Origin of the sequence: Fibrobacter sp. (genome assembly GCA_024398965.1) — a bacterium.
In the GTDB taxonomy this organism is placed as follows: Bacteria; Fibrobacterota; Fibrobacteria; order Fibrobacterales; family Fibrobacteraceae; genus Fibrobacter.
On sequence record JAKSIF010000005.1, the window covers coordinates 111,440 to 130,548 of the forward strand.

General features: G+C 50.8%; 15 protein-coding genes and 1 riboswitch. Of the genes, 6 read left to right on the top strand and 9 right to left on the bottom strand.

The window, feature by feature from the left end:
• Nucleotides 1–51: 51 nt before the first annotated feature.
• Nucleotides 52–1,350: an FIST C-terminal domain-containing protein gene (locus MJZ26_03810; protein MCQ2104899.1), complete on the bottom strand. Its 1,299-nt coding sequence runs from the start codon at nucleotides 1,348–1,350 to the stop codon at nucleotides 52–54.
• A 134-nt stretch (nucleotides 1,351–1,484) separates the two neighbouring features.
• Nucleotides 1,485–3,197, bottom strand: a complete 1,713-nt coding sequence (thiC, locus tag MJZ26_03815) for a phosphomethylpyrimidine synthase ThiC (GenBank protein ID MCQ2104900.1) — start codon at nucleotides 3,195–3,197, stop codon at nucleotides 1,485–1,487.
• Nucleotides 3,194–3,293, bottom strand: a riboswitch (TPP riboswitch). (Overlaps the previous gene by 4 nt.)
• Nucleotides 3,294–3,359: 66 nt before the next feature.
• On the opposite strand from thiC, the gene MJZ26_03820 reads away from it, so the two are divergent.
• Both MJZ26_03820 and MJZ26_03825 read left to right on the top strand, forming a co-directional pair.
• A complete protein-coding gene (locus tag MJZ26_03820; GenBank protein MCQ2104901.1) occupies nucleotides 3,360–3,569 on the top strand; it encodes a hypothetical protein in 210 nt (69 codons plus the stop codon).
• Nucleotides 3,569–4,261, top strand: a complete 693-nt coding sequence (locus MJZ26_03825) for a hypothetical protein (GenBank protein ID MCQ2104902.1) — start codon at nucleotides 3,569–3,571, stop codon at nucleotides 4,259–4,261. Before MJZ26_03820 ends, MJZ26_03825 begins: the two co-directional genes overlap by 1 nt.
• 187 nt (nucleotides 4,262–4,448) lie before the next feature.
• Here the strand turns inward: MJZ26_03825 and MJZ26_03830 are convergent, their stop codons facing one another.
• On the bottom strand, nucleotides 4,449–4,736 hold the full coding sequence (locus tag MJZ26_03830) for a GIY-YIG nuclease family protein (GenBank protein MCQ2104903.1): 288 nt from the start codon (nucleotides 4,734–4,736) through the stop codon (nucleotides 4,449–4,451).
• A gap of 335 nt (nucleotides 4,737–5,071) precedes the next feature.
• Complete coding sequence (locus tag MJZ26_03835) at nucleotides 5,072–6,241, bottom strand: glycosyltransferase (GenBank protein MCQ2104904.1); 1,170 nt, start codon at nucleotides 6,239–6,241, stop codon at nucleotides 5,072–5,074.
• A gap of 63 nt (nucleotides 6,242–6,304) precedes the next feature.
• Between MJZ26_03835 and MJZ26_03840 the strand changes: the two genes are divergently transcribed.
• The 3 genes from MJZ26_03840 to MJZ26_03850 are packed head-to-tail and all read left to right on the top strand — an operon-like array spanning nucleotide 6,305 to nucleotide 9,641.
• A complete protein-coding gene (locus MJZ26_03840; GenBank protein ID MCQ2104905.1) occupies nucleotides 6,305–7,267 on the top strand; it encodes a glycosyltransferase in 963 nt (320 codons plus the stop codon).
• A 15-nt stretch (nucleotides 7,268–7,282) separates the two neighbouring features.
• On the top strand, nucleotides 7,283–8,173 hold the full coding sequence (locus MJZ26_03845) for a glycosyltransferase family 2 protein (protein MCQ2104906.1): 891 nt from the start codon (nucleotides 7,283–7,285) through the stop codon (nucleotides 8,171–8,173).
• Nucleotides 8,160–9,641 (top strand): capsule assembly Wzi family protein, encoded by a 1,482-nt coding sequence (locus MJZ26_03850; protein ID MCQ2104907.1) that lies wholly within the window; start codon nucleotides 8,160–8,162, stop codon nucleotides 9,639–9,641. Before MJZ26_03845 ends, MJZ26_03850 begins: the two co-directional genes overlap by 14 nt.
• Nucleotides 9,642–9,694: 53 nt before the next feature.
• On the opposite strand, the gene MJZ26_03855 is transcribed toward MJZ26_03850, so the two are convergent.
• Genes MJZ26_03855 through MJZ26_03875 form a run of 5 tightly spaced genes read right to left on the bottom strand, consistent with a single transcriptional unit; the run spans nucleotide 9,695 to nucleotide 18,106 of the window.
• Nucleotides 9,695–11,968 (bottom strand): ATP-binding protein, encoded by a 2,274-nt coding sequence (locus tag MJZ26_03855; protein ID MCQ2104908.1) that lies wholly within the window; start codon nucleotides 11,966–11,968, stop codon nucleotides 9,695–9,697.
• Between the two features lie 45 nt (nucleotides 11,969–12,013).
• Complete coding sequence (locus MJZ26_03860; GenBank protein ID MCQ2104909.1) at nucleotides 12,014–12,910, bottom strand: EamA family transporter; 897 nt, start codon at nucleotides 12,908–12,910, stop codon at nucleotides 12,014–12,016.
• Between the two features lie 41 nt (nucleotides 12,911–12,951).
• The gene (gene smc, locus MJZ26_03865) at nucleotides 12,952–16,506 is read right to left on the bottom strand and encodes a chromosome segregation protein SMC (protein ID MCQ2104910.1); all 3,555 of its coding nucleotides are present in this window, start codon (nucleotides 16,504–16,506) and stop codon (nucleotides 12,952–12,954) included.
• Between the two features lie 35 nt (nucleotides 16,507–16,541).
• The gene (locus tag MJZ26_03870; protein MCQ2104911.1) at nucleotides 16,542–16,946 is read right to left on the bottom strand and encodes a hypothetical protein; all 405 of its coding nucleotides are present in this window, start codon (nucleotides 16,944–16,946) and stop codon (nucleotides 16,542–16,544) included.
• Nucleotides 16,946–18,106: a hypothetical protein gene (locus MJZ26_03875; GenBank protein MCQ2104912.1), complete on the bottom strand. Its 1,161-nt coding sequence runs from the start codon at nucleotides 18,104–18,106 to the stop codon at nucleotides 16,946–16,948. The genes MJZ26_03870 and MJZ26_03875 overlap by 1 nt, the downstream gene beginning before the upstream one ends.
• Before the next feature lie 94 nt (nucleotides 18,107–18,200).
• On the opposite strand from MJZ26_03875, the gene MJZ26_03880 reads away from it, so the two are divergent.
• Complete coding sequence (locus MJZ26_03880; protein MCQ2104913.1) at nucleotides 18,201–19,100, top strand: hypothetical protein; 900 nt, start codon at nucleotides 18,201–18,203, stop codon at nucleotides 19,098–19,100.
• The last annotated feature ends 9 nt before the right edge of the window (nucleotides 19,101–19,109 follow it).

A 19,109-nucleotide genomic window follows, 5' to 3' on the forward strand; every position in this document is an offset into this window, starting at 1 on the left:
ACGCGGATGGTTCGTCGCGGATGTTTTGTCGCGGATGGTTTGTCGCAGAAATCAGCGGGTTTCGTTGAAATGGCGCTTATAGGCATCCAGCTGTTTGTTCAGTTCATCAACCTCGGCAGAAGTTTCACGAATGAAGGTCGCCATGCGGGCTGCCAGAGGAAGCTTGGACGTCTTGATTTCTTGCTTTCTATACGCGGAAGCCTGCAAGCCCTTGCCGTATCCCTCGCGCATGGCAGCCACCACCAGCGTGATGTTATGCTGATTCAGGTGGCCCTTTTCCCTCAGGAACTCCCCATGGGAGAAAAATCCGGAGGAGCCTGCAATATGCTTGAACGGTTGGATTTCAAGAGTTGAATCCTGGCCCGTCCAAAAAGCCTTACGTGCGGCACAGTCAAAAATATGAAGCACATCGGGATTCATCTTCTTGATCTTTTCGCTTTCCTGCTGGATGGAATCCACAATGGTCAGAGGTTCACCATAGGACAGGCTAATGACGGAACCAACCTCCACGTCAGAGCTCATGGTCAAGGAACCATCGGGATTACTGGCGGCAGGGGCACGCACAATGCTTGTTCCGTTATGCTCGTACAAAATCGGGAAATCCAACGCATTGTAGAAGAAGTTTTCGTCGTTCTGGATGCCAAGATACTTGCGGTAAATTTCGTAAGCAGGCACACCCCCAAGTTCATACAAAGTGCTCCCCTCGGCCTTGGTCACCAGGAAGTGCCTACCGATGGATTTCCATCCGCTGATCTTAAGGGATTCCACATAGAATTCATCTCCACCAAAGAACAGAATCAGCAGGCCTTTGCTGTTAAAGCCCCCTTCGGAGGAAAAAACGCAACTCTTGGAACTGGTTATGTCGGGAGAGCAGACTATGGCTCCGAACATCTGGATTTCGGGAGCAAGGCCATCCATGCCTTCGCAAAAACTGGTAGTAGATTCCGCAGAGATGGTATGGTACATCTCGATGGCCTTTACCCAGGGATGGTTCTTTGATTCAGCAACAATCTGCTTGGCAATATCGCAGGAGGGAGCAGAGCCCAAGTCGTACTGGAACAGCTTAAAGCGGGTAGAATCCTTCTCGAAGATGGTGGCCGTCACAGAAATCTCGGCGGCGCCGTCACAATCCACGATATTTCCGCTGGTGGAATTGCCAAACCAGGGTGTACCAGGGAACATCTCCTCAATGGCATTCCACACCGGCTGAAGTTTCTGTTCGTCGAGGACTACGGAATGAATCTGAAAGTACAGACGGGTCGGATCCACGGAACCCAACTCGGCCTTAAGCACAAAAAGTGCCCTCTTGAAATCATCAACGTTTGTAAAGGAAAAATTCTTGACTTTCATTCGACTATCCTAACCTCAACACTATTTTACTTGAATATACAATCAAATTACAGAATAAAGTCATTTTTACACATAAAAAAATCCCGGCGTCTTAAAAACGTCGGGATTTGTTAGCGGCTCCGTTTTACCAAGGATTAAACGTCGCCAATTTCACCGGTTGCCACAAAATTGCGGATGGCGCGGGTAATGCGCATACTGCAGAAGTTGGGGCCGCACATGGAGCAGAAATGGCTGGACTTTGCCTGGTTTCCAGGGAGAGTCTTGTCGTGATATTCCATGGCCTTTTCGGGATCCAAGGACAAAGCAAACTGGTCGTTCCAGCGGAAATCAAAGCGGGCACGGCTCAGGGCGTCGTCGCGGAACTGGGCTGCAAAATGGCCCTTGGCGATGTCGGCAGCATGGGCGGCAAGCTTGTAGGTCACCACGCCTGCGCGAACGTCGTCGCGGTCCGGCAAGCCCAAATGTTCCTTGGGGGTCACATAGCAAAGCATGGCGGTTCCGTACCAGCCAATCTGGGCGGCACCGATAGCGGATGTAATGTGGTCGTAAGCCGGAGCAATGTCGGTAGTGAGAGGTCCCAGAGTGTAGAAGGGTGCACCGTGGCACTTTTCCAGCTGGCGGGCCATGTTGTCCTGAATCTTGTGCATGGGCACGTGACCCGGACCTTCGATAATCACCTGAACACCGTATTCCCAGGCAATCTTGGTCAGTTCGCCAAGGGTATCCAGTTCGCCGAATTGGGCTTCGTCATTGGCGTCTGCCAGAGAACCCGGACGAAGGCCATCGCCCAAGGAAACAGCAACGTCGTACTGGGCCAGGATTTCGCAGATTTCGCGGAAGTGGGTGTACAGGAAGTTCTGCTGCTTGTGACGCATCTGCCACAGAGCCAGGATGGAACCGCCGCGGCTCACAATACCTGTGGTACGCTTGGCGCACATGGGAATGTGTTCCATGAGAAGGCCTGCGTGAATGGTAAAGTAGTCCACGCCCTGTTCAGCCTGTTCAATCAGGGTATCGCGGTAAAGTTCCCAGGTCAGTTCCTCTGCCTTGCCGTTCACCTTTTCAAGAGCCTGGTAGATAGGCACGGTTCCGATAGGTACCGGACTGTTACGGATGATCCATTCACGGGTTTCGTGAATGTGCTTACCGGTGGAAAGGTCCATGACGGTGTCTGCGCCCCAGCGTACGGACCAAGCCATCTTTTCTACTTCTTCTTCGATGGAAGAGGTAATGGCGGAGTTTCCGATGTTGCTGTTGATCTTCACCAGGAAGTTGGTGCCGATGATCATGGGTTCGCATTCCGGGTGGTTGATGTTACCCGGAAGGATGGCGCGGCCGGCGGCGATTTCGTCGCGAACGAATTCCGGCGTAATGGGCTTGCCGTTTGCCTTCAGCTTGCCCGCGGCAACCAGTTCGTCGATGCGCTGGTTTTCGCGGATGGCAACGTATTCCATTTCCTTGGTGATGACGCCTGCGCGGGCATAATCCAGCTGGGTCAGCTTGTGGCCAGCCTTGGCGCGCATGGGATGATGTTCCGCATTGAAGCGCAGGTGGTCCAGGTCGTGATTTTCGCGGCGGGCGCGTCCGTATGCGGAAGTCATGTCGTCCAGCTGTTCGGCGTCACCGCGTTCGATAATCCAGCTTTCACGGAAACGTTCAATGCCCTTGGTTACGTCAATCTTTGTTTCGATATCGCTGTAAGGTCCGCTGGTATCGTAAACAGTGATAGACGGAAATTCCGGATCTTCGATTGCAATTTCGCGCATACCAACGCGAATGTCTGGATAAATCTTTCCCGGTACATAGACCTTGCGGGAATTCATAAACGGTCTCTGCAGAGACTCCATAAGAACCTCACTTTTCCTTCGGCCCCATTACGGGCACAGGTTCAAAGGGTGTATCTCAGCCACACCCACTCAGATGCAGCACCCCTAAGTTTCATATTTTAAAGATAGCATAAATAAAGGTTAGAATTTGGTCAATTCCTATATATTTTGTATTTTTAAAGTATGAAAGAAAAATTTCAAAAGATTTGGGGCTGGACCCTCACCTATCTTAAATCCTTGAACTGGATTGTCCTATTGGGCATTGCGGCATTCTGCATCGCCCTTGCTGTAATCAACAACATCCGTCTGGGCGACCCCAGAGCCAGCGACGCCAAGTCCGTCGAATGGATTGGAACCCAGGACGTTCTTGAAAAGCCCGCGGAGGTACTCTAATGACCTGCGCCTGCTGCAAAAAGACTGTTTTCTCCGCCGCACTGCTTTTGGTGGCATCCGTCCTCGTGGCTATCGGCGTTGCAGAAATTTCCTTCCCGGAATCCTTCCTTACCTTTACGGACCAGGACTGGCTTATTGACTTGTGGCCCAAGGCATACCGCTACAACATTCACGTTGGCCTTGGCGCCATCGTGATTGCAACCGGGCTTTGCGTTCCTGCTTACAGACTGCAGAAGGATTTTGCCATCCGCGCCCTGGAAACCTTGTTCCGCGTGGGTATCGGCGGCATGTTCATCTTCGCCAGCATCTACAAGATTCAGGACCCACACCAGTTTGCAACCCTGGTTGCGCAGTACCAGTTCTTCTCTGCACTGCATGTGGATTTCGCCAACAACTTCTTCGCCCTGGTCTATCCCCAGTTTGAGCTGTGGTTCGGCTTGGCCATGATCTTTACCCCCTTCGTCAAGGAAAGTGCTTTCGCCATCTTCTGGATGTTCGTAAGCTTTATCATCGCTCTGGCATGGGCCCTGTGGAACGACCTGGGAATCACCTGCGGTTGCTTTGAACTGGAAGGCGCTCAGGACAAGGCGGAAGCCTGGACCAGCCTGATCCGCGATTTGATTCTGATCTGGCCTACCCTGTGGCTTGCATTCCGCAAGAACAAGAGCCTCATCGGCGTCTGGAAGAAATAGTTTCTACCGGGTGCAAGGCCCCGATAGGAAGACGTCACATCCATGTCATGAAGCATCGAGTTTCGTAACGTCATCCTGGAGCCTCGAAGAGGCGATAGGATCCAAAGGACTTAAGACTTCATAACGTCATCCTGGAGCCTCGAAGAGGCGATAGGATCCTAAAGACTTCTCCACAGAGAAGTCTTTTTTACAACAAGAAAAATAAATCTCGCCATTCAGGATTAACAGACTCTATCAAATCAATCTTTTTGCGTCGCACCAGATTCTTCAAGGATTTTTCTCTCGCTATAGCAAATCGAATTCCTGAGAATTCTTCAAAATACCCTAGCTTATCAACTCCATATTTTTGAGTAAAGCCTTTAAACGTCTTATTCTTGTGTTGAGATATTCTCTTCTTAAGGTTACTGGTGACACCAATATACAATGTTCCATTTCTTTTATTGAATAAGATGTATGTGTATGATTTATCCTGCATTTCTAGCCTCCTAATGATGCTGAGAAAGATACACATATTCAAATGTCATATTTAGACATTTTTGATCCTATCGGGGCGGAGCCCCTCCAGGATGACGTGTGTAGTTTACGTTTCTGATTCCTATCGGAGCTTATTCTTTTTCGTCATTCTGGAACGGAACGTAGTGGAGTGATAGGATCTATGGACATTGTTTTGGATCCTATCGGGTGCAGGGCACCCTCCAGGATGACGTATGCGGAACCATCCAGGATGACGTGTGGCGAGATGTATCTGGGAAATCACTTTGGTTCCTATCGGGGCGGAGCCCCTCCAGGATGACGTTTAGCGAGATGTATCTAGGAAATCACTTCGGTTTCTACCGGGTGCAAGGCAGCCAAGACGCGTTTCGAGAATTCTTCCATGGAGCAGCGGGACAGTAGTTCCGCTGCTTTTTCTTCGTCCACAACCTTTTCTCCGGCGAGAACGCGGTCGACAACCTTGGCGTAGGCTTCTGCGTCTGTAGGCGGATCAATGAGGGGGCAGACTCCCTCCAGATTTTCCTTGACCGCAGATGTGGCGGCGCCCAACGCAGGTGTGCCACAGCTTAACGCCTCCAGCGGCGGCAGGCCGAAACCTTCCAGAAGGCTGGGGTAAACCATCAAGTCACTATGGCGGTAGAAGTCGCGAAGTTCCTCGGCGTTGAACTGGCTGAAATGAAAAACGTTCAGCAGTTTCTTAGCGTTAATGATTTCGCGATGACGTTCAGAAAACTTTCCCACACGAACGAATGCTACATCAGGGCGAAGCCTTGCAATCTCGAAGTAGGTTTCGATATTCTTGCGAGGTTCATCAAGACTCACATTCAGACACATGCCATCGTAATTGCGCATGCCGTACTTGCGACGGAACGCCTTTTTTTCTTCTGGCGTAATGGGCGTTTCGGGCTTGCAGAACAGGGCACTGTCAATGGGGCATCCGATGACAGTGCCAGGCGCATTGGCCATACGGGGGCCGAAATGAGAAGCAGCCTCCCCGCGGGTCCATTCCGAATTATAGACAAACGAATCCGCCTTGACCGTAGGCTTGATGTAGAACATGTTCAACAGCTTGAACTTGACGCTGCCCGGATAAAGAGTCTCGGCGAAGGTATCGTGAACAAACATCACAGTCTTTGCCTGGGAACCAGCTGCACTTTTGGCTGCACCAATCAGGAATCCCAGTTCCGGACGGATAAAGAAAATAGTGTCGGGCTGAACCTGACGAATCACTTTTTTCAAAGGATTGCGGAACGAAATGAATCCGGTGTACAGGGACTTGGCCCACACTTCATGGGACGTATACAGCGAAGAGTCCACCACTTGCTTGGCCCCCTCGGCAGTCTTCTCGGGATCCGGGAAAAACTTGGGAGTCTTGAGCCAAAGCACATGGGCTTCAAAAGTTCCAGCCACGGCCTTAATCAAGTTCAAGGTCAACCGGCCAAAGCTGGTACATTCATTCTTGTCGCAAATAAAAAGGATTTTCTTCACATCATCAATTATAAAAAAATCAATATTTATATATTGTAGCCCATGGCAAAGCTTTGCGTAGTAATGGCAACCTATAATGGAGAAAAGTATCTAGGTCAGATGCTGGATTCTCTTGTTGCCCAGACAAGGCCCGCCGAAAAGATTATCGTGGTAGACGACGGTTCCAAGGATTCTTCCGTTTCCATTCTTGAAAGCTACAAGGAAAAACTCCCCCTGGATATCTTCGTTTCACCCAAGAACCAGGGACACAGAGCCGCATTTTCAAAGTCCCTGGAAATGGCCCGGGACTACTTCGGTAAGGAACTGAAACCTGATGAAGAAGGGTTCATCGCCCTGGCCGACCAAGACGACATCTGGCTCCCCCGAAAACACGAAATTCTCTTGAATGAAATGGAGAAGGCGGATACAAACGGAACCTGCCCCGACATGGTCTTTGGCGACGCCCAGGTCATTGACGGAGAAGGCAAGGTATTTGCAGAATCCTGGAGGAAACTGGACCACATTCCCGAAAGTCTGACCCTGCGAGCCCTTATGACCGGATTTACAAACGTTACCGGCTGCATGGTCATGTTCAGGTCTAGCCTCCTTGGCGACGTTCTGCCCATTCCCGTAGATGTTCCCGTACACGATCAATGGATTACTTTCTGCGCTGCGGCAAGAAACGGATACCGTTCCATCAAGGAACCCGTCATCCAGTACCGCATTCACAACCAGAATGCCATCGGCCTTGGCCACAGCCATACCTGGACGGGTAACCTGAAGCTTAACCTGCAGTGGGCAAAGATGCTGACCCAGGTTCCCCATTTTGAAAAGCTGAGCAAGGCCGACCAGGATTTCCTGACCACCTACGTCAGCTATACGGAAACGCGACTGTCCCGCTACTTCCTGCCGTCCTACGTTTTATGGGTAGCAAGGAATGCCCGCAGTCTTTTCCCCCACATCGAGAGCAAACTGAAGTTTATTCCCCTGGTGGCCTACGGTATTGTGGGCGCACCTTTCGCTACGAAATTCCTAGGCAAAAGCTAGGTTCCCGAGGTTACTGTGAACGTTCAAGCCGTACTGGTAAACTTCAGGAACGAGGCAAAGACCATCAACTGCCTTAGGGCCCTTGAAAGAGGGACCGTCAAGCCCCGCCGTGTATTCGTGGTAGACAATTCCTGCACCGAAACCTCCAGGGCAGCCTTCCTTAAGGAAAGCTTTGATCTGGACGTGGAATGGATCTGGAATGTTGCAAACCTAGGTTTTGCCGCCGGATGCAACCAGGGCATTAGACGTTCCATGGAGGAGACGCCCGACGATTACGTCTGGCTGTTGAACAACGATACGGAACCGACGCCCACCGCGCTGGAGAACCTGCTGAAAAAAGCGGAACAGACCGGCGCAGGCATAACGGGTTCCGCCATCTACGATTCCAACGGGAATTTCTCTGGCGGCGTCGGGCTTGTACATCCCAAGTTCGCTTCCGTCAAGCGCGGCAGTCTGCAGCAGCCGGAACGTTTCGACTACATCGAAGGTTCTTCCTTCCTGATTTCGCCTCAGTGTCTAGCCAAGATCGGCCCCCTCAGCGAAGACTACTTCCTGTACTTCGAAGAAAGCGACTACTGTCTCAAGGCAAAAAAGGCAGGGCTTACCCTGGCTTGGGCAACCGACAGCGTGATTACCCATCACATAGGCTCCAGTACCGGCAGCGAAATCCGTAAGGGCGGCGTTCCCTTCTTCATCGACTGCCTGATGATCCGTAACCGCATTCACTTCGCAAGATCCAACGGCTTCCCTGCCTACGGTATTTTCGTAGGGCTGCTGATTAGCCTGGGCCTCCGTCTAAAGCGCGGGCAGTTCAATCGTGTGGTGACCATCCTAAGGATTATTTCATCACGAAACGCCTTCAGGAATTTTATCATAAAGAACGGTGGTTTCTATGACCATGTTTAAGAAAAGTTTTTTCAAGTTTGTATGTTCGGCCGCCGCCTTCGCAGGCATCTCCGTCGGGTTTCTTTCCAATCCGGCCCAGGCCCACATTTCCTTTGAAAACGCCGACAAGAACCATCAGGTGAACATTCATGGCCAGCTGGTGGACTCCGTGGCCGTTACCAACTTCGGGAACATTCCCGGGCAGAATAACGCCCCCACCCATTATGACAATTCCATGTCTGTCCGTCTTTTTCTGGATGGCCACTTTACCAGCCGCTTGAATTTTGACGCCAGGGTAAAGATCCACACGGACTACACCAACCGCGACATCGCAGACCATTTCTACAATCCTAACGAAGGCCTTCCCTACAACAAGCAAAGCGACACCAAGCGAACTTGGGACTTGTTCGGCGCCAACGTTAACTACGACCTGGACGCGGTCAAGCTGCTGGCCGGCTTTGACTACCTGGCCTGGGGCCCCGCCCGACGAAACCACGTGATACTGCGCGGCGAACAAAACAACTACAGGCCCTGGCAAGATTCCACCAGCCGTATTCACGAAGCCGCTCCCACGCCTTATTTCGGTTACCAGTTCGAGATCGGCCCGGTGGTTTATACCCAGTACGGCATGAAGCTTTTCGAGAAGAAGAACTTCGGCAAGTATCTGCACGCCCATCGTCTAGACCTGAGCCTGCCGGCAAAGATCACCCTAGGGCTTTCCGAGACATCCCTATACGGCTCTACCGTTGAACCCGCCGGAAGCAATCCTAACATGGACGCAGACAGCAGCGGTCGCGACTTTGAGTGGGCCTACATGATACCCTTCATTCCCTACGTCTTCCAGGAGCACCTGCAGGGCGACCAGGACAACATCTCGCTGTCGTTTGACCTTAGCGTCAAGACCATTCCCCATTGGGAATTCTACGGAGAACTGATGTGGGACGACATGAAGTCACCCACCAGCATGTTTGACGATTCCTGGTGGGGCAACAAGTGGGCGGCCTCCGTCGGCGTAGCCCGCGACAGCATCCGTCTGGGAAGTACTTACTGGAACTGGTATACGGAATATACCCGCGTAGAGCCCTGGGTCTACACACATCATAAGGGTGGCGCCTATACTTACGCCAGCTACACAAAGAGTTTGGGTACAGACCTTGGTCCCAATAGCCAGGAACTCTACGCCGAATTAAGCGGAGCCTATACCTTCAAGACCGGATTCCTCAAGGACGCCTTCCTCAAGGGAACGCTCCACGGAAGCGCCGTAGCCAAGGACACCGCCTTCGGCGGCAACATTGCAGACATCCACACTCCCGAAAGCGCCACCGACAAGAAGTTCCTGGATGACGCCACCACCTTGAACTATGTGGAACTGGGAGGAAACCTGGAATTCGCCCCACGCCGCTGGATGACAATCCGCGCAGGATATTCTCGTTATTTCGGCGACTACGAAGGATACCGCGCAACTGCAGTCGGCACCCTACAATACTAAGTCAAAAAGTCCTGAAATCTCAGGACTTTTTTTACGACTTTTCAAACCTTTTCTTAGGACTTTGAAAACACGGTTCTAAGAACCGTCAGCAGGTTTTCGAGTTTAATGGGCTTTGCCACATGGCCGTCCATTCCGTAGGAGAAGGCTAGTTTCTTGTCTTCTTCGAAGGCGTTGGCGGTCATAGCCACAATGGGAACCAAGGCCAGAGACCTGTCGGAGAAATCACGAATTCTGCGGGTTGCCTCATAGCCATCCATTACAGGCATCTGAACATCCATCAAGACCAGGTCGTAATAGCCGCCACCTCGTTCAAGCAACTTGTCGCAGGCAACCAAGCCGTTTTCGGCAAGTTCAATTGTGGCTCCGGTATCCTTGAGCAAATGCTGAGCGAAAACCTGGTTCATGTGGTTGTCTTCCACAAGAAGCACCTTCTTTCCCTTCAGAAGATTCATGTCTTCAACGGACAGATTTTTGCTAGCCTCAACAGGCTCATTCTTTTCGTCGGGAGTATTCTCTCCAATTCTGAAGTTCAGCTGGACATTGAATACAGTACCAACATCAAGGGCACTGTTCACCTCGATGGTTCCCGCCATCATGTCCACCAGATTCTTGGTAATGCTCATGCCAAGACCCGTTCCCTGGATGCCGCTGACCGTACTGGTCTGTTCACGTTCAAAGGGCTGGAAGATCAGCTTCAGGAATTCCTCGCTCATGCCAAGGCCCGTATCGCGAACCTTGATTTCAAAGGATGCAAATCCCGGTACCGGAGAGAAACGTTCCTTGACCTTAAAATCAACCTTGCCACCTTCCCTATTGAACTTGATTGCGTTGCTAAGCAAGTTAAGCAAAATCTGCATCAGGCGCTGCTTATCGCAAATAACCTTGTCGTGCTTGACATCTTCAAAACGAACACTCAGTTCCAGCTGCTTTGCAAGAATATCTTCGGCAATAATGGTCTTTAACTCATCTGCAATTTCCTGCAAGGATTCAACCTTGGTAGACAGCTTGATTTTTCCACTTTCGATGCGGCTCATATCGAGGACATCATCAATCAACGACAGCAGGTAACTACTTGATGTAGAAATCTTGGTCAGGTAATCGCCTACAACCGTCTGGTCATCAATGTGATTTCTGGCCAGGCCCGTAAATCCGATAATCGCGTTCATGGGAGTACGGATGTCATGGCTTACATTGTTCAGGAAGGTGGTCTTGGCCTTATTTGCGGACTGGGCTGCAGACAGAGCCTTCTGCAACTTATCCATCTGTTCCAGTTCCTTCAGCTTTTCATCATTGATAGTCTTGGTCGCAAAAATGACATGCTTCAAAGGAGCATCAGGACTTTCCTCAAGATCCTTCACTGCAATAAAGTAGGCTTCCGCCCATTCGTATTCGTTACGGTTATCCAGAACCAGGGTAGACTGGAACTGTGAGGCAATAATGGGAGAAACACGCAGACGCTCCTCAAGGGTATTAAAGTCCATGAACTTGAAGAAATCAGCACGATGTTCCGCACGGACCTTGTTGTATCCAAAGAAGGTAATCCGTTCCACGGCGTCTCCTTCAGAGCCAATTACGTCTCTAACGACCTTGTTATTGGTCAGGCTGACAAAAGTCCTTTTTTCAATGTCCGCATAGTACAGCGAAGAAAAGACATTACCCAAGGACTGGAAAACAGCCATCTGCTCTTCGCGACTGTGAATGGATTTCTGTAAAGCTTCTTCAGCCTCCATTTTCTGCTTAATCACAAGATGGTTACTTGCTCGGATAGAAGAAAAGACGCAGCTCAATCCAATGCTTGCAATACCCCACACACAAACATTCAATACATCGACTCTAAATACGCGAGCATCCTTGTACATGTAGCAGAACAGTACGAAAATAATGCTCATGATAAAGGCCAAGGTCAAGCTTCTGACAGGGCGGTCAAAAAAGATAAGGGGAACAACGATAATAAGGATGATGAAAGCCAAGGCGTAGTTGCTCGTATCAAAGACAGAACCTAGCACGATGCCAAAGGCGTACATGGTTGCAGCAAAGGTTACTATCAGGATATTTATAAGAGCCGGATGCTTGGAAGCAACAAACTTGGTTAGGCAAAAGATCCCTAGCTGCAAGATGCACAGCATGCTGTAGGGCAAAACGTTCGCCACATAAACATCATCAAAGCAATACGTGTAAACAGCAAGAAGACCCATCAGTATGCAGACGACCGTAGAAAAAGCGGTCAGCAAGGAATGATTCTCCTTAAGGAAGCGATCTTCTACCTGCAGCCATTCATCCTTGGTCAAGCCAGCATAGATGAACGTATTCCACAATTTTTTCAACATAACAAACCCCACTTACACAAATAAGAAATATATAACAATCGAAATTTACTTCTTTTTTAAAGCTAAAAGAACCACCGAAGCCAAAATCAGCATAATTCCAAGGACTATGCGCAAGGTCAATGATTCATCAAAAATCACCGTGCCAATAACCACAGCAGTCAATGGTTCCAAGGCACCCATAATCGCCGTAGGCGTAGAACCGACCAACTTTCCTGCCTTGGCCATAAACACCAGAGAGAGCACCGTTGGAACAAAGCCAAGCATTAAAGCCCACCCCCACTGGCTAGCAGACGTCAAGACCGGAGGTGTTCCGCTTCCCAAGGTTACAGAATACAACAACAGAAACATGAGGCAGAAAATCATGGCGTAAAAAGAAAGTTTTACCGCCCCCATGTTCAGGCGCGCCTTGCTTACAATCACAATGTAAATGGCATACGCAAAAGATGAAGCTAGTACCAACAAAAGCCCCGTTGTATTGAGGACAGAGCCACCTTCACCGCCCTTGTAAAGTAACGCAATCCCTCCCAAGGATATGGCGATGGACAAAGCCGTAGTCAAGTTCAACTTTTCCTTAAAGAAAAGCCCCATGATCAAGGCGACTTCCAATGGATAAAGGAACAACAAGGTAGAGGCAAGGCCTGCATCCATGTAATTGAAGGATGCGTAAAGTGCCAAGGCGCAAACAGCAAAGAGAAAGCCGAGAACGGCAAGAACAGGAACCCCACGGCGTTCAACCTTGAAGCTCATGCGGTTTGCAAGCATCAACAGGAAAAGCAGGAATACGGCCGTCGCAAAACGGTAACACAGGACTGCTTCCGGAGTGAGTCCTTCACGATAAAGGAAGAGGGCTCCCAGAGGATTGGTGCCGTAGCAGATGGCGGCACCACAACCGTAGAGAATACCCTTTGCTTTACCTTGAGCCGATTCGATCATGGATCCCATCACTCGCTTCGCTCGTTCCAGGATGACGTAAAAAACTACCCTTAGATTGCGAACTTGGTTGCATCGGCCAGCTGGACGCTCGCAATGCGGGAAATGCCCTTGATTTCCTGAGTCACACCGTAAAGCATATCGGCTTCGGCCATGGTACGCTTGTTATGGGTCACCACGATGAACAAGGTCTGCTTACTGAATTCGCGGAGGAGTGCCATGAAACGACCCACGTTGGCGTCGTCCAGAGGACCATCCACTTCGTCCAGCACGCAGTAGGGAGACGGCTTTTCCATGTAGATAGCGAACAGCAAGGCCGTAGCGGTCAAGGCGTGTTCACCACCAGACAGGGCCTTGATGCCGCGCATCTTCTTACCGGTGGGTCGAACGTTGATTTCGATGTCTGCATCTAGGATATCCATGGGTTTGCCCATTTCATCCACCTTTTCCACAAGGCTCATCTTGGTTTCGCCGTTCAGGAACAGCTTACTGAAGACAAACTGGAAGTTCTTCTGGATACGGCTGAAGGTTTCAAGATAGCGCTGACGGGCGATGTCATCCAGCTTGGTGATGGTACGGTCGAGAGAGGCGCGGGCACGATCGAGATCGTCGAACTGCTTTTCCACTTCCTCGAGACGCTTCTTTTCGTCTTCGTAGTTTTCCATCACGTTGACATTGACAGGGCCCAGTTCCTTGATCTTGCCGCGGAGTTCACGGACTTCGCGATCGGCTTCGGGCTGGCTGTATTCCACACGTTCAACGTCTTCGGGATTGGCGAGATCTACAGACCATTCATTGGTGATGCGTTCCACCAGACGATCCAGGTTTGCCTGCAAGGCTTCCTGACGGCGGCCCACATCATTCAATTCCTTCATCTTTTCGATCATGTCGTCACGAAGGGTGTTTACTTCGGAGCGCCAGTCTTCGATATCGCCGGACACAAGTTCGTACTTCTCACGGGCAAGGTCACGCTGCTGTTCCAAGTCACGAAGTTCAGAATCCTTGCTCTGGATCTGGGTTTCCAGATCCCTGGAGTCTTCGTTGTTCTTGTCGATATTCTGGAGGTTGGTCTCGATTTCTGCATTGCGATTGCGGATGGAGTTTTCCAGGAATTCAATCTGTTCGGCAATACCACGAAGGCGGTTGGTATTCTGGGCAAGCTTTGCATTCTTGTCCTGAGCGGCGCGTTCCAGTTCGCGAACTTCTTCTTCCTTTTCGCGATACATGGTTTCCTGCTCGGACATTTGGTCGTTGACAGAGGAATACTGTTCTTCTGCACGTTCCACGGCGGACTGGGCTTCGGCAAGTTCAGCATCGCTGTTCTTGGAATCCTCGGCAGCCTGAATCTTGGCCATGGCGTTCTGGACTTCAGCTTCCAACTGGTTCAGACGGCGCTCGCAGCTCAAGACCGTATTGTTATGGATTGCAACAGCGGAGTTAGCGCCACGCTGGGTTTCCTGCTGTTCTCGAATTTCATCTACGATGGATTCCAGCATCTGGACGTCTTCGTCCACAAGGTCCTGGAGGCGGCCGATTTCCTCAGTCTGGACTTCAACTTCAGCCAGCACGTTTTCAAGTAGGGCGTTAGCCTCGGCGATTTCGTTCTTGCGGGAAAGGGCGCCGGAGGTAGCCGCACCGCTACTGACAAGACCGCTGGTACGTACAATGGCATCGGGAGCCACAAAGCAAAGGTCCTGGTCACGCATGTTCTTGGCCAGCGAAAGCGCAGTCTGGAGGGAGTCCACCACATAGTAGCGGGACAGAATTCCAGAGAGCCAACCGCTGATTTCGCCATCGGCCTTGACGAACTGGTTCAGGCAGCCCACCACACCGGCACCGTCTACGGTACCCTGATATGCGGGAGCCGGAACCTGGGTAAGGGCGAGAAGCGCCTTCCCCACGTTGTAGCCCTTCATGGATTCCACAATTTCAGAAGCGTTGCCTTCGTTAGAGACAATGACAGCATCCATCAAGTCGCCAAGGGCAGCTTCCACCTGAGATGCATATTCGGGAACAGCCTCGATACGTTCGGAAAGGATTCCGCCTATGAGCTCAGCCTTGTTTTCTACAAGCCAGCGGCTGGCGTCGGTACCTTCGTTAGCCACGCTCTGCAGGACGTCGATTCTGGAGCGGAGACGGGTTTCTTCGTTCTTCAGATCCTGCAGTTTCTTCTGGGCATCAGTCAATTCGCCGCGTTCGCCATCCAGACGATCCTCGCGGGTAGACTTCTGTTCTTCAAGACGTTCCAGGTTGGCGTTAGCCTGGTCCACGCCATCCTTGATATCGCGGATGGCATCTTCGGCCTCAGCCTTCTGGGACTTGAGGCCTTCAATTTCGTTGTTCCACTTTTCCAGGTTGCCCTGCAGAAGGGCAGACTCGGCATCCATACGTTCAAAGCGGCTCCTGAGGGAGTTGGCCTTGTTGGTTGCCTGGAGGCGTTCGTTGGAAAGTTCCCTGGACTGTTGGCGAAGGTCATCCAGCTTGTCGCGCATGACCTGCAATACTTCGCGTTCACGTTCCAGCAGGGCGTTCATCTCGTCCATGTCGCTGTCGGAACCAAGAACCGCATTTTCTTCTTCAAGGCGGGACTGTTCAACCGTCAGTTCCTCCACCTTGCCCTGACTACGGGTGATTTCTTCCTGGGCCTTATCATTGGCGCTTTCCAAGGCAGAAATGGTATCGCGGATTCGTCCAAAATTGTTGTTCAAGTCGTTAAGGCTAATGGTAGCCTTCTGGACTTCACGTTCCAAGTCGCGATAGGCGGTTTCGTCTTCGCTAATGAGAAGTTTCTTCTCGTCGATTTTGGTCTGGAGTTCCGTGGCCTTGGTCTTTGCAGATTCCACCTCGTGGTTCATACGGCGAGATGTGGTATCCAAGGTAGAAAGACCGTCCTTCATGTCTTCGTACTTGTCGATACTGATAGACAGGTCCAGTTCACGGAGGCGCCTATTCAAGCGCTTAAATTCATTGACCTTTTCGGCCTGGGTTTCGTACATACGTACAGAACGGCGGACATTACGGAGGTTGTCCTCGACGCGGTCCATATCCATCTGCACACGTTCCAACTGGCGGCGGGTTTCCTTACGCTGCTGCTTATACTTGCTGACGCCTGCGGCTTCTTCGAAAAGAACTCGACGGTCATCGGCCTTGTCAGAAAGAACCGCCTTAATCATGTCGGCGTTCATCTGGGAATAAGTACTGGAACCAAGACCGGAGTCAAAAAGCAGGGCATGGACGTCGCGAAGACGGCATTCCTGGTTATTGATCAGGTACTCGCCGGAACCGTCACGATGGACGCGGCGGGTAACCACCACTTCGGAATATTCAGAATTCAAAGTTCCATCGCTGTTGTCGATGACGATGGAGACTTCTGCAAGGCTCATGGCGGCACGCTCTTCGGTACCGCTAAAGATCACGTCCTGCATCTTGCCCATACGAAGTGCAGCGGCCTTCTGTTCGCCAAGCACCCAGCGGATAGCATCGGTAATGTTAGACTTACCGCAACCATTGGGACCCACCACAGCCGTAAGGCCCTTGGTAGGGAAATTCACTTCGGTCCTTTGGGCAAAGGACTTGAATCCAAAAATCTTTAGTTTTGTAATCTGCACAGGCTAAATCTAGAAAATAGGCTAAAATCGTTGGGTTAACGGAAGCGATATGTCAAAGAATCCCCGTCGGATTCAACCACTAAGTACAAACTTCCACCTTCCAGACTGAACTTATGGGTATCTACCAGGGTTTCGCCAGAACCATCCGTGGACTTGGTGTACTTGAAACGGAGTGTAAACTCCCCGACCCAGTCTTCTTCCACCACGCGACTGCGCTCACCAGGAAGGACGGTTTCCTTGATCCAGGACTTGGAAGACTGCCCATCCATGGAGACCACATCCACAGCCAAGATGGAATAATCCTCAGTGGCGTTTTCTACCTGGAGACGGCTGGTGGACTCCTCAACATAATGGCTGATACAGCCGGAAAGGCAGACAGAAACCACCAAGACAAAAAGAACCTTTACAGCCAGGGGCATAAACTTTTTAAATCCAGACATTACTTCTTACCTCCGGCCCTTTCATAACGGACACCCTTGGCCTCTACAGTCTTTGGCTCGGCAGGATTAGCCTGCATCAGGCCACCCTCGGGAGGCATGTCCTTGTTCTTCTGCTTCAGCACACTGGTTTCAAGAGGAGCGGTCTTGGATGCACCCCTGCCAAAGAGGAATCCATCGATGGTTGCCAAGCTGAACTTGATTTCGGCAAGGAAGGTTCCCTTTGCTCCAAAGAAATTGTCGTAATCGTAAGCAGAATTATAGCTGAGTCGAACAAAGAGCAGGTCGATGGCACCACCAATCAGCACATCGCTATAGTCGTCACCACGCCACAGGCAGGAAGCCTCGAAGCCCACCATTCTGGAAGGGTCTGGATAATAGGTCAAGGTTGCAGAGTGGAACTTCTTGTCGTTAACATCAAAGATTCCCTTAGCATAAAAGCGCTGGGCAAACAGGTTCTGTTCCCAGGTAACGCGAAGGTTCTTGTCGTCGTCATTGTTGAAAATGGTCAAGTCGATATTGGGCAGGTAGGTCAACGGACCGTTCACTCGCCCACCATAGATCATTCGGGATTCCAGGTCCAGAGCAATACGGACGCTACGCCAGTCGGACTTGTACAGGTTTCCCTGAACACTTATATTATTCCAGCGCAAGTGAGCCCAGCTGTAAGCCAGGGAATCATCCTCGTTAGGATAGATCTTGCCGACATGTTCCACATTCTGGTGCTGCATACCGGCAGCAAGAGTCATGTTTGCCACCGTATTGGTGTAGGTAACGCCCCAAGTTGTTACGGAACGTTCCATGGCAAAATCATTATACTGCGGGAAGAACAGAAAATCCTCACCATCCCAACCGGAGCGGTCGAACCAAAGGAGGAATCCCACATGGTTGTTATTGCCTACATAGCCGGATCCAAAACCAGCCAAATGATGCCTAAAGGCATAACCGTCATGTTCACCATATTGACTTTGGAGCGGAAGCTGTTCCGAAGAAGGGGTGTAATAAAGTCCGGCATCAATATAGCCGCCTCGACCACCACGCATCACTTCACGGATTTCATTCAACTGTCTATCACGGGTAACCGCACCACCTGCAGAAAGAGCCTGAGGCATAATGCCGTCGGCAGCAGCGGGTATGGCCAAGGCGAAAACGGCCAAGGACACAAAAGCGGCTTTCAAGAAAAAACTTGTCAATTTTTTTTGCAACTGCATATTTGAAATGTAGCAAACAAAGGCCTTCTATTTTTATATTTAAGCCATGACTGAACAAGAAAAGGCTTTGATTGCAGCGTGGAGCGACCACTCCCGCCTTTGGAAAGACAACACCTGGGTCTATCCCGTTATCAGCCGCCGTGCAGGCGGGCTCTCCGTCGGTATAAACCTGAATCCCGACCATAAGTGTTCCTTTTCCTGCGCTTACTGCCAGAGCGGCCCTCAAGACGGCCATCCCTCTGTACCTATCGACGTAGACGGCGTAGAACGCGAACTGCGACAGTTCCTGGCATTCTACGAAAGCGGCGAATTCGACAAGTGCGACTTCTTCGGGAACGTACCTTCTGACAAGAAGATTATCAAGGACCTCTGCCTTTCCGGAGACGGAGAATCCACCATCGTCAAGGAATTTCCTGATGTGTGCAAGCGCATGAGAGAAATCCAGAAGGAATTTCAGACAAAGTATACAAAAGATGATCCCAGCGGTCTTGGTAATTTCAAGTTGCGCCTGATTACCAACGCAAGCCGTCTTGGGAACGAAAAGGTGGAAGAAGCCCTGCAATACCTGCTGGAAAGCGACGGCGAAATCTGGGCAAAGCTGGACGCAGGCACCGAGGAATGGTACAAGCGAATGAACCGTTCCGCAGTGAAGTTCGACACCATTCTTTCCAACCTGGAAAAAGTCATCAAGATGTACCCCATCTGCATCCAGACAATGCAGTGCAGTCTCCAGGGAGACTCCCCCAGCGAAACGGAAGTGGAACAGTACATCCAGAATCTTACCCGCATCTACAATTCCTGTCCGGAGCACTTTGTGGAAGTACAGCTTTACACGGTGATCCGCCAGACCATGATTCCCGATGTGCTGCCGCTGCCCAAGGATTTCCTGGAGGATACGGCCAGAAAGATTGTGCAAAAGATTCCGGTACAGGTAAGAACTTTCTAGTGAATACAA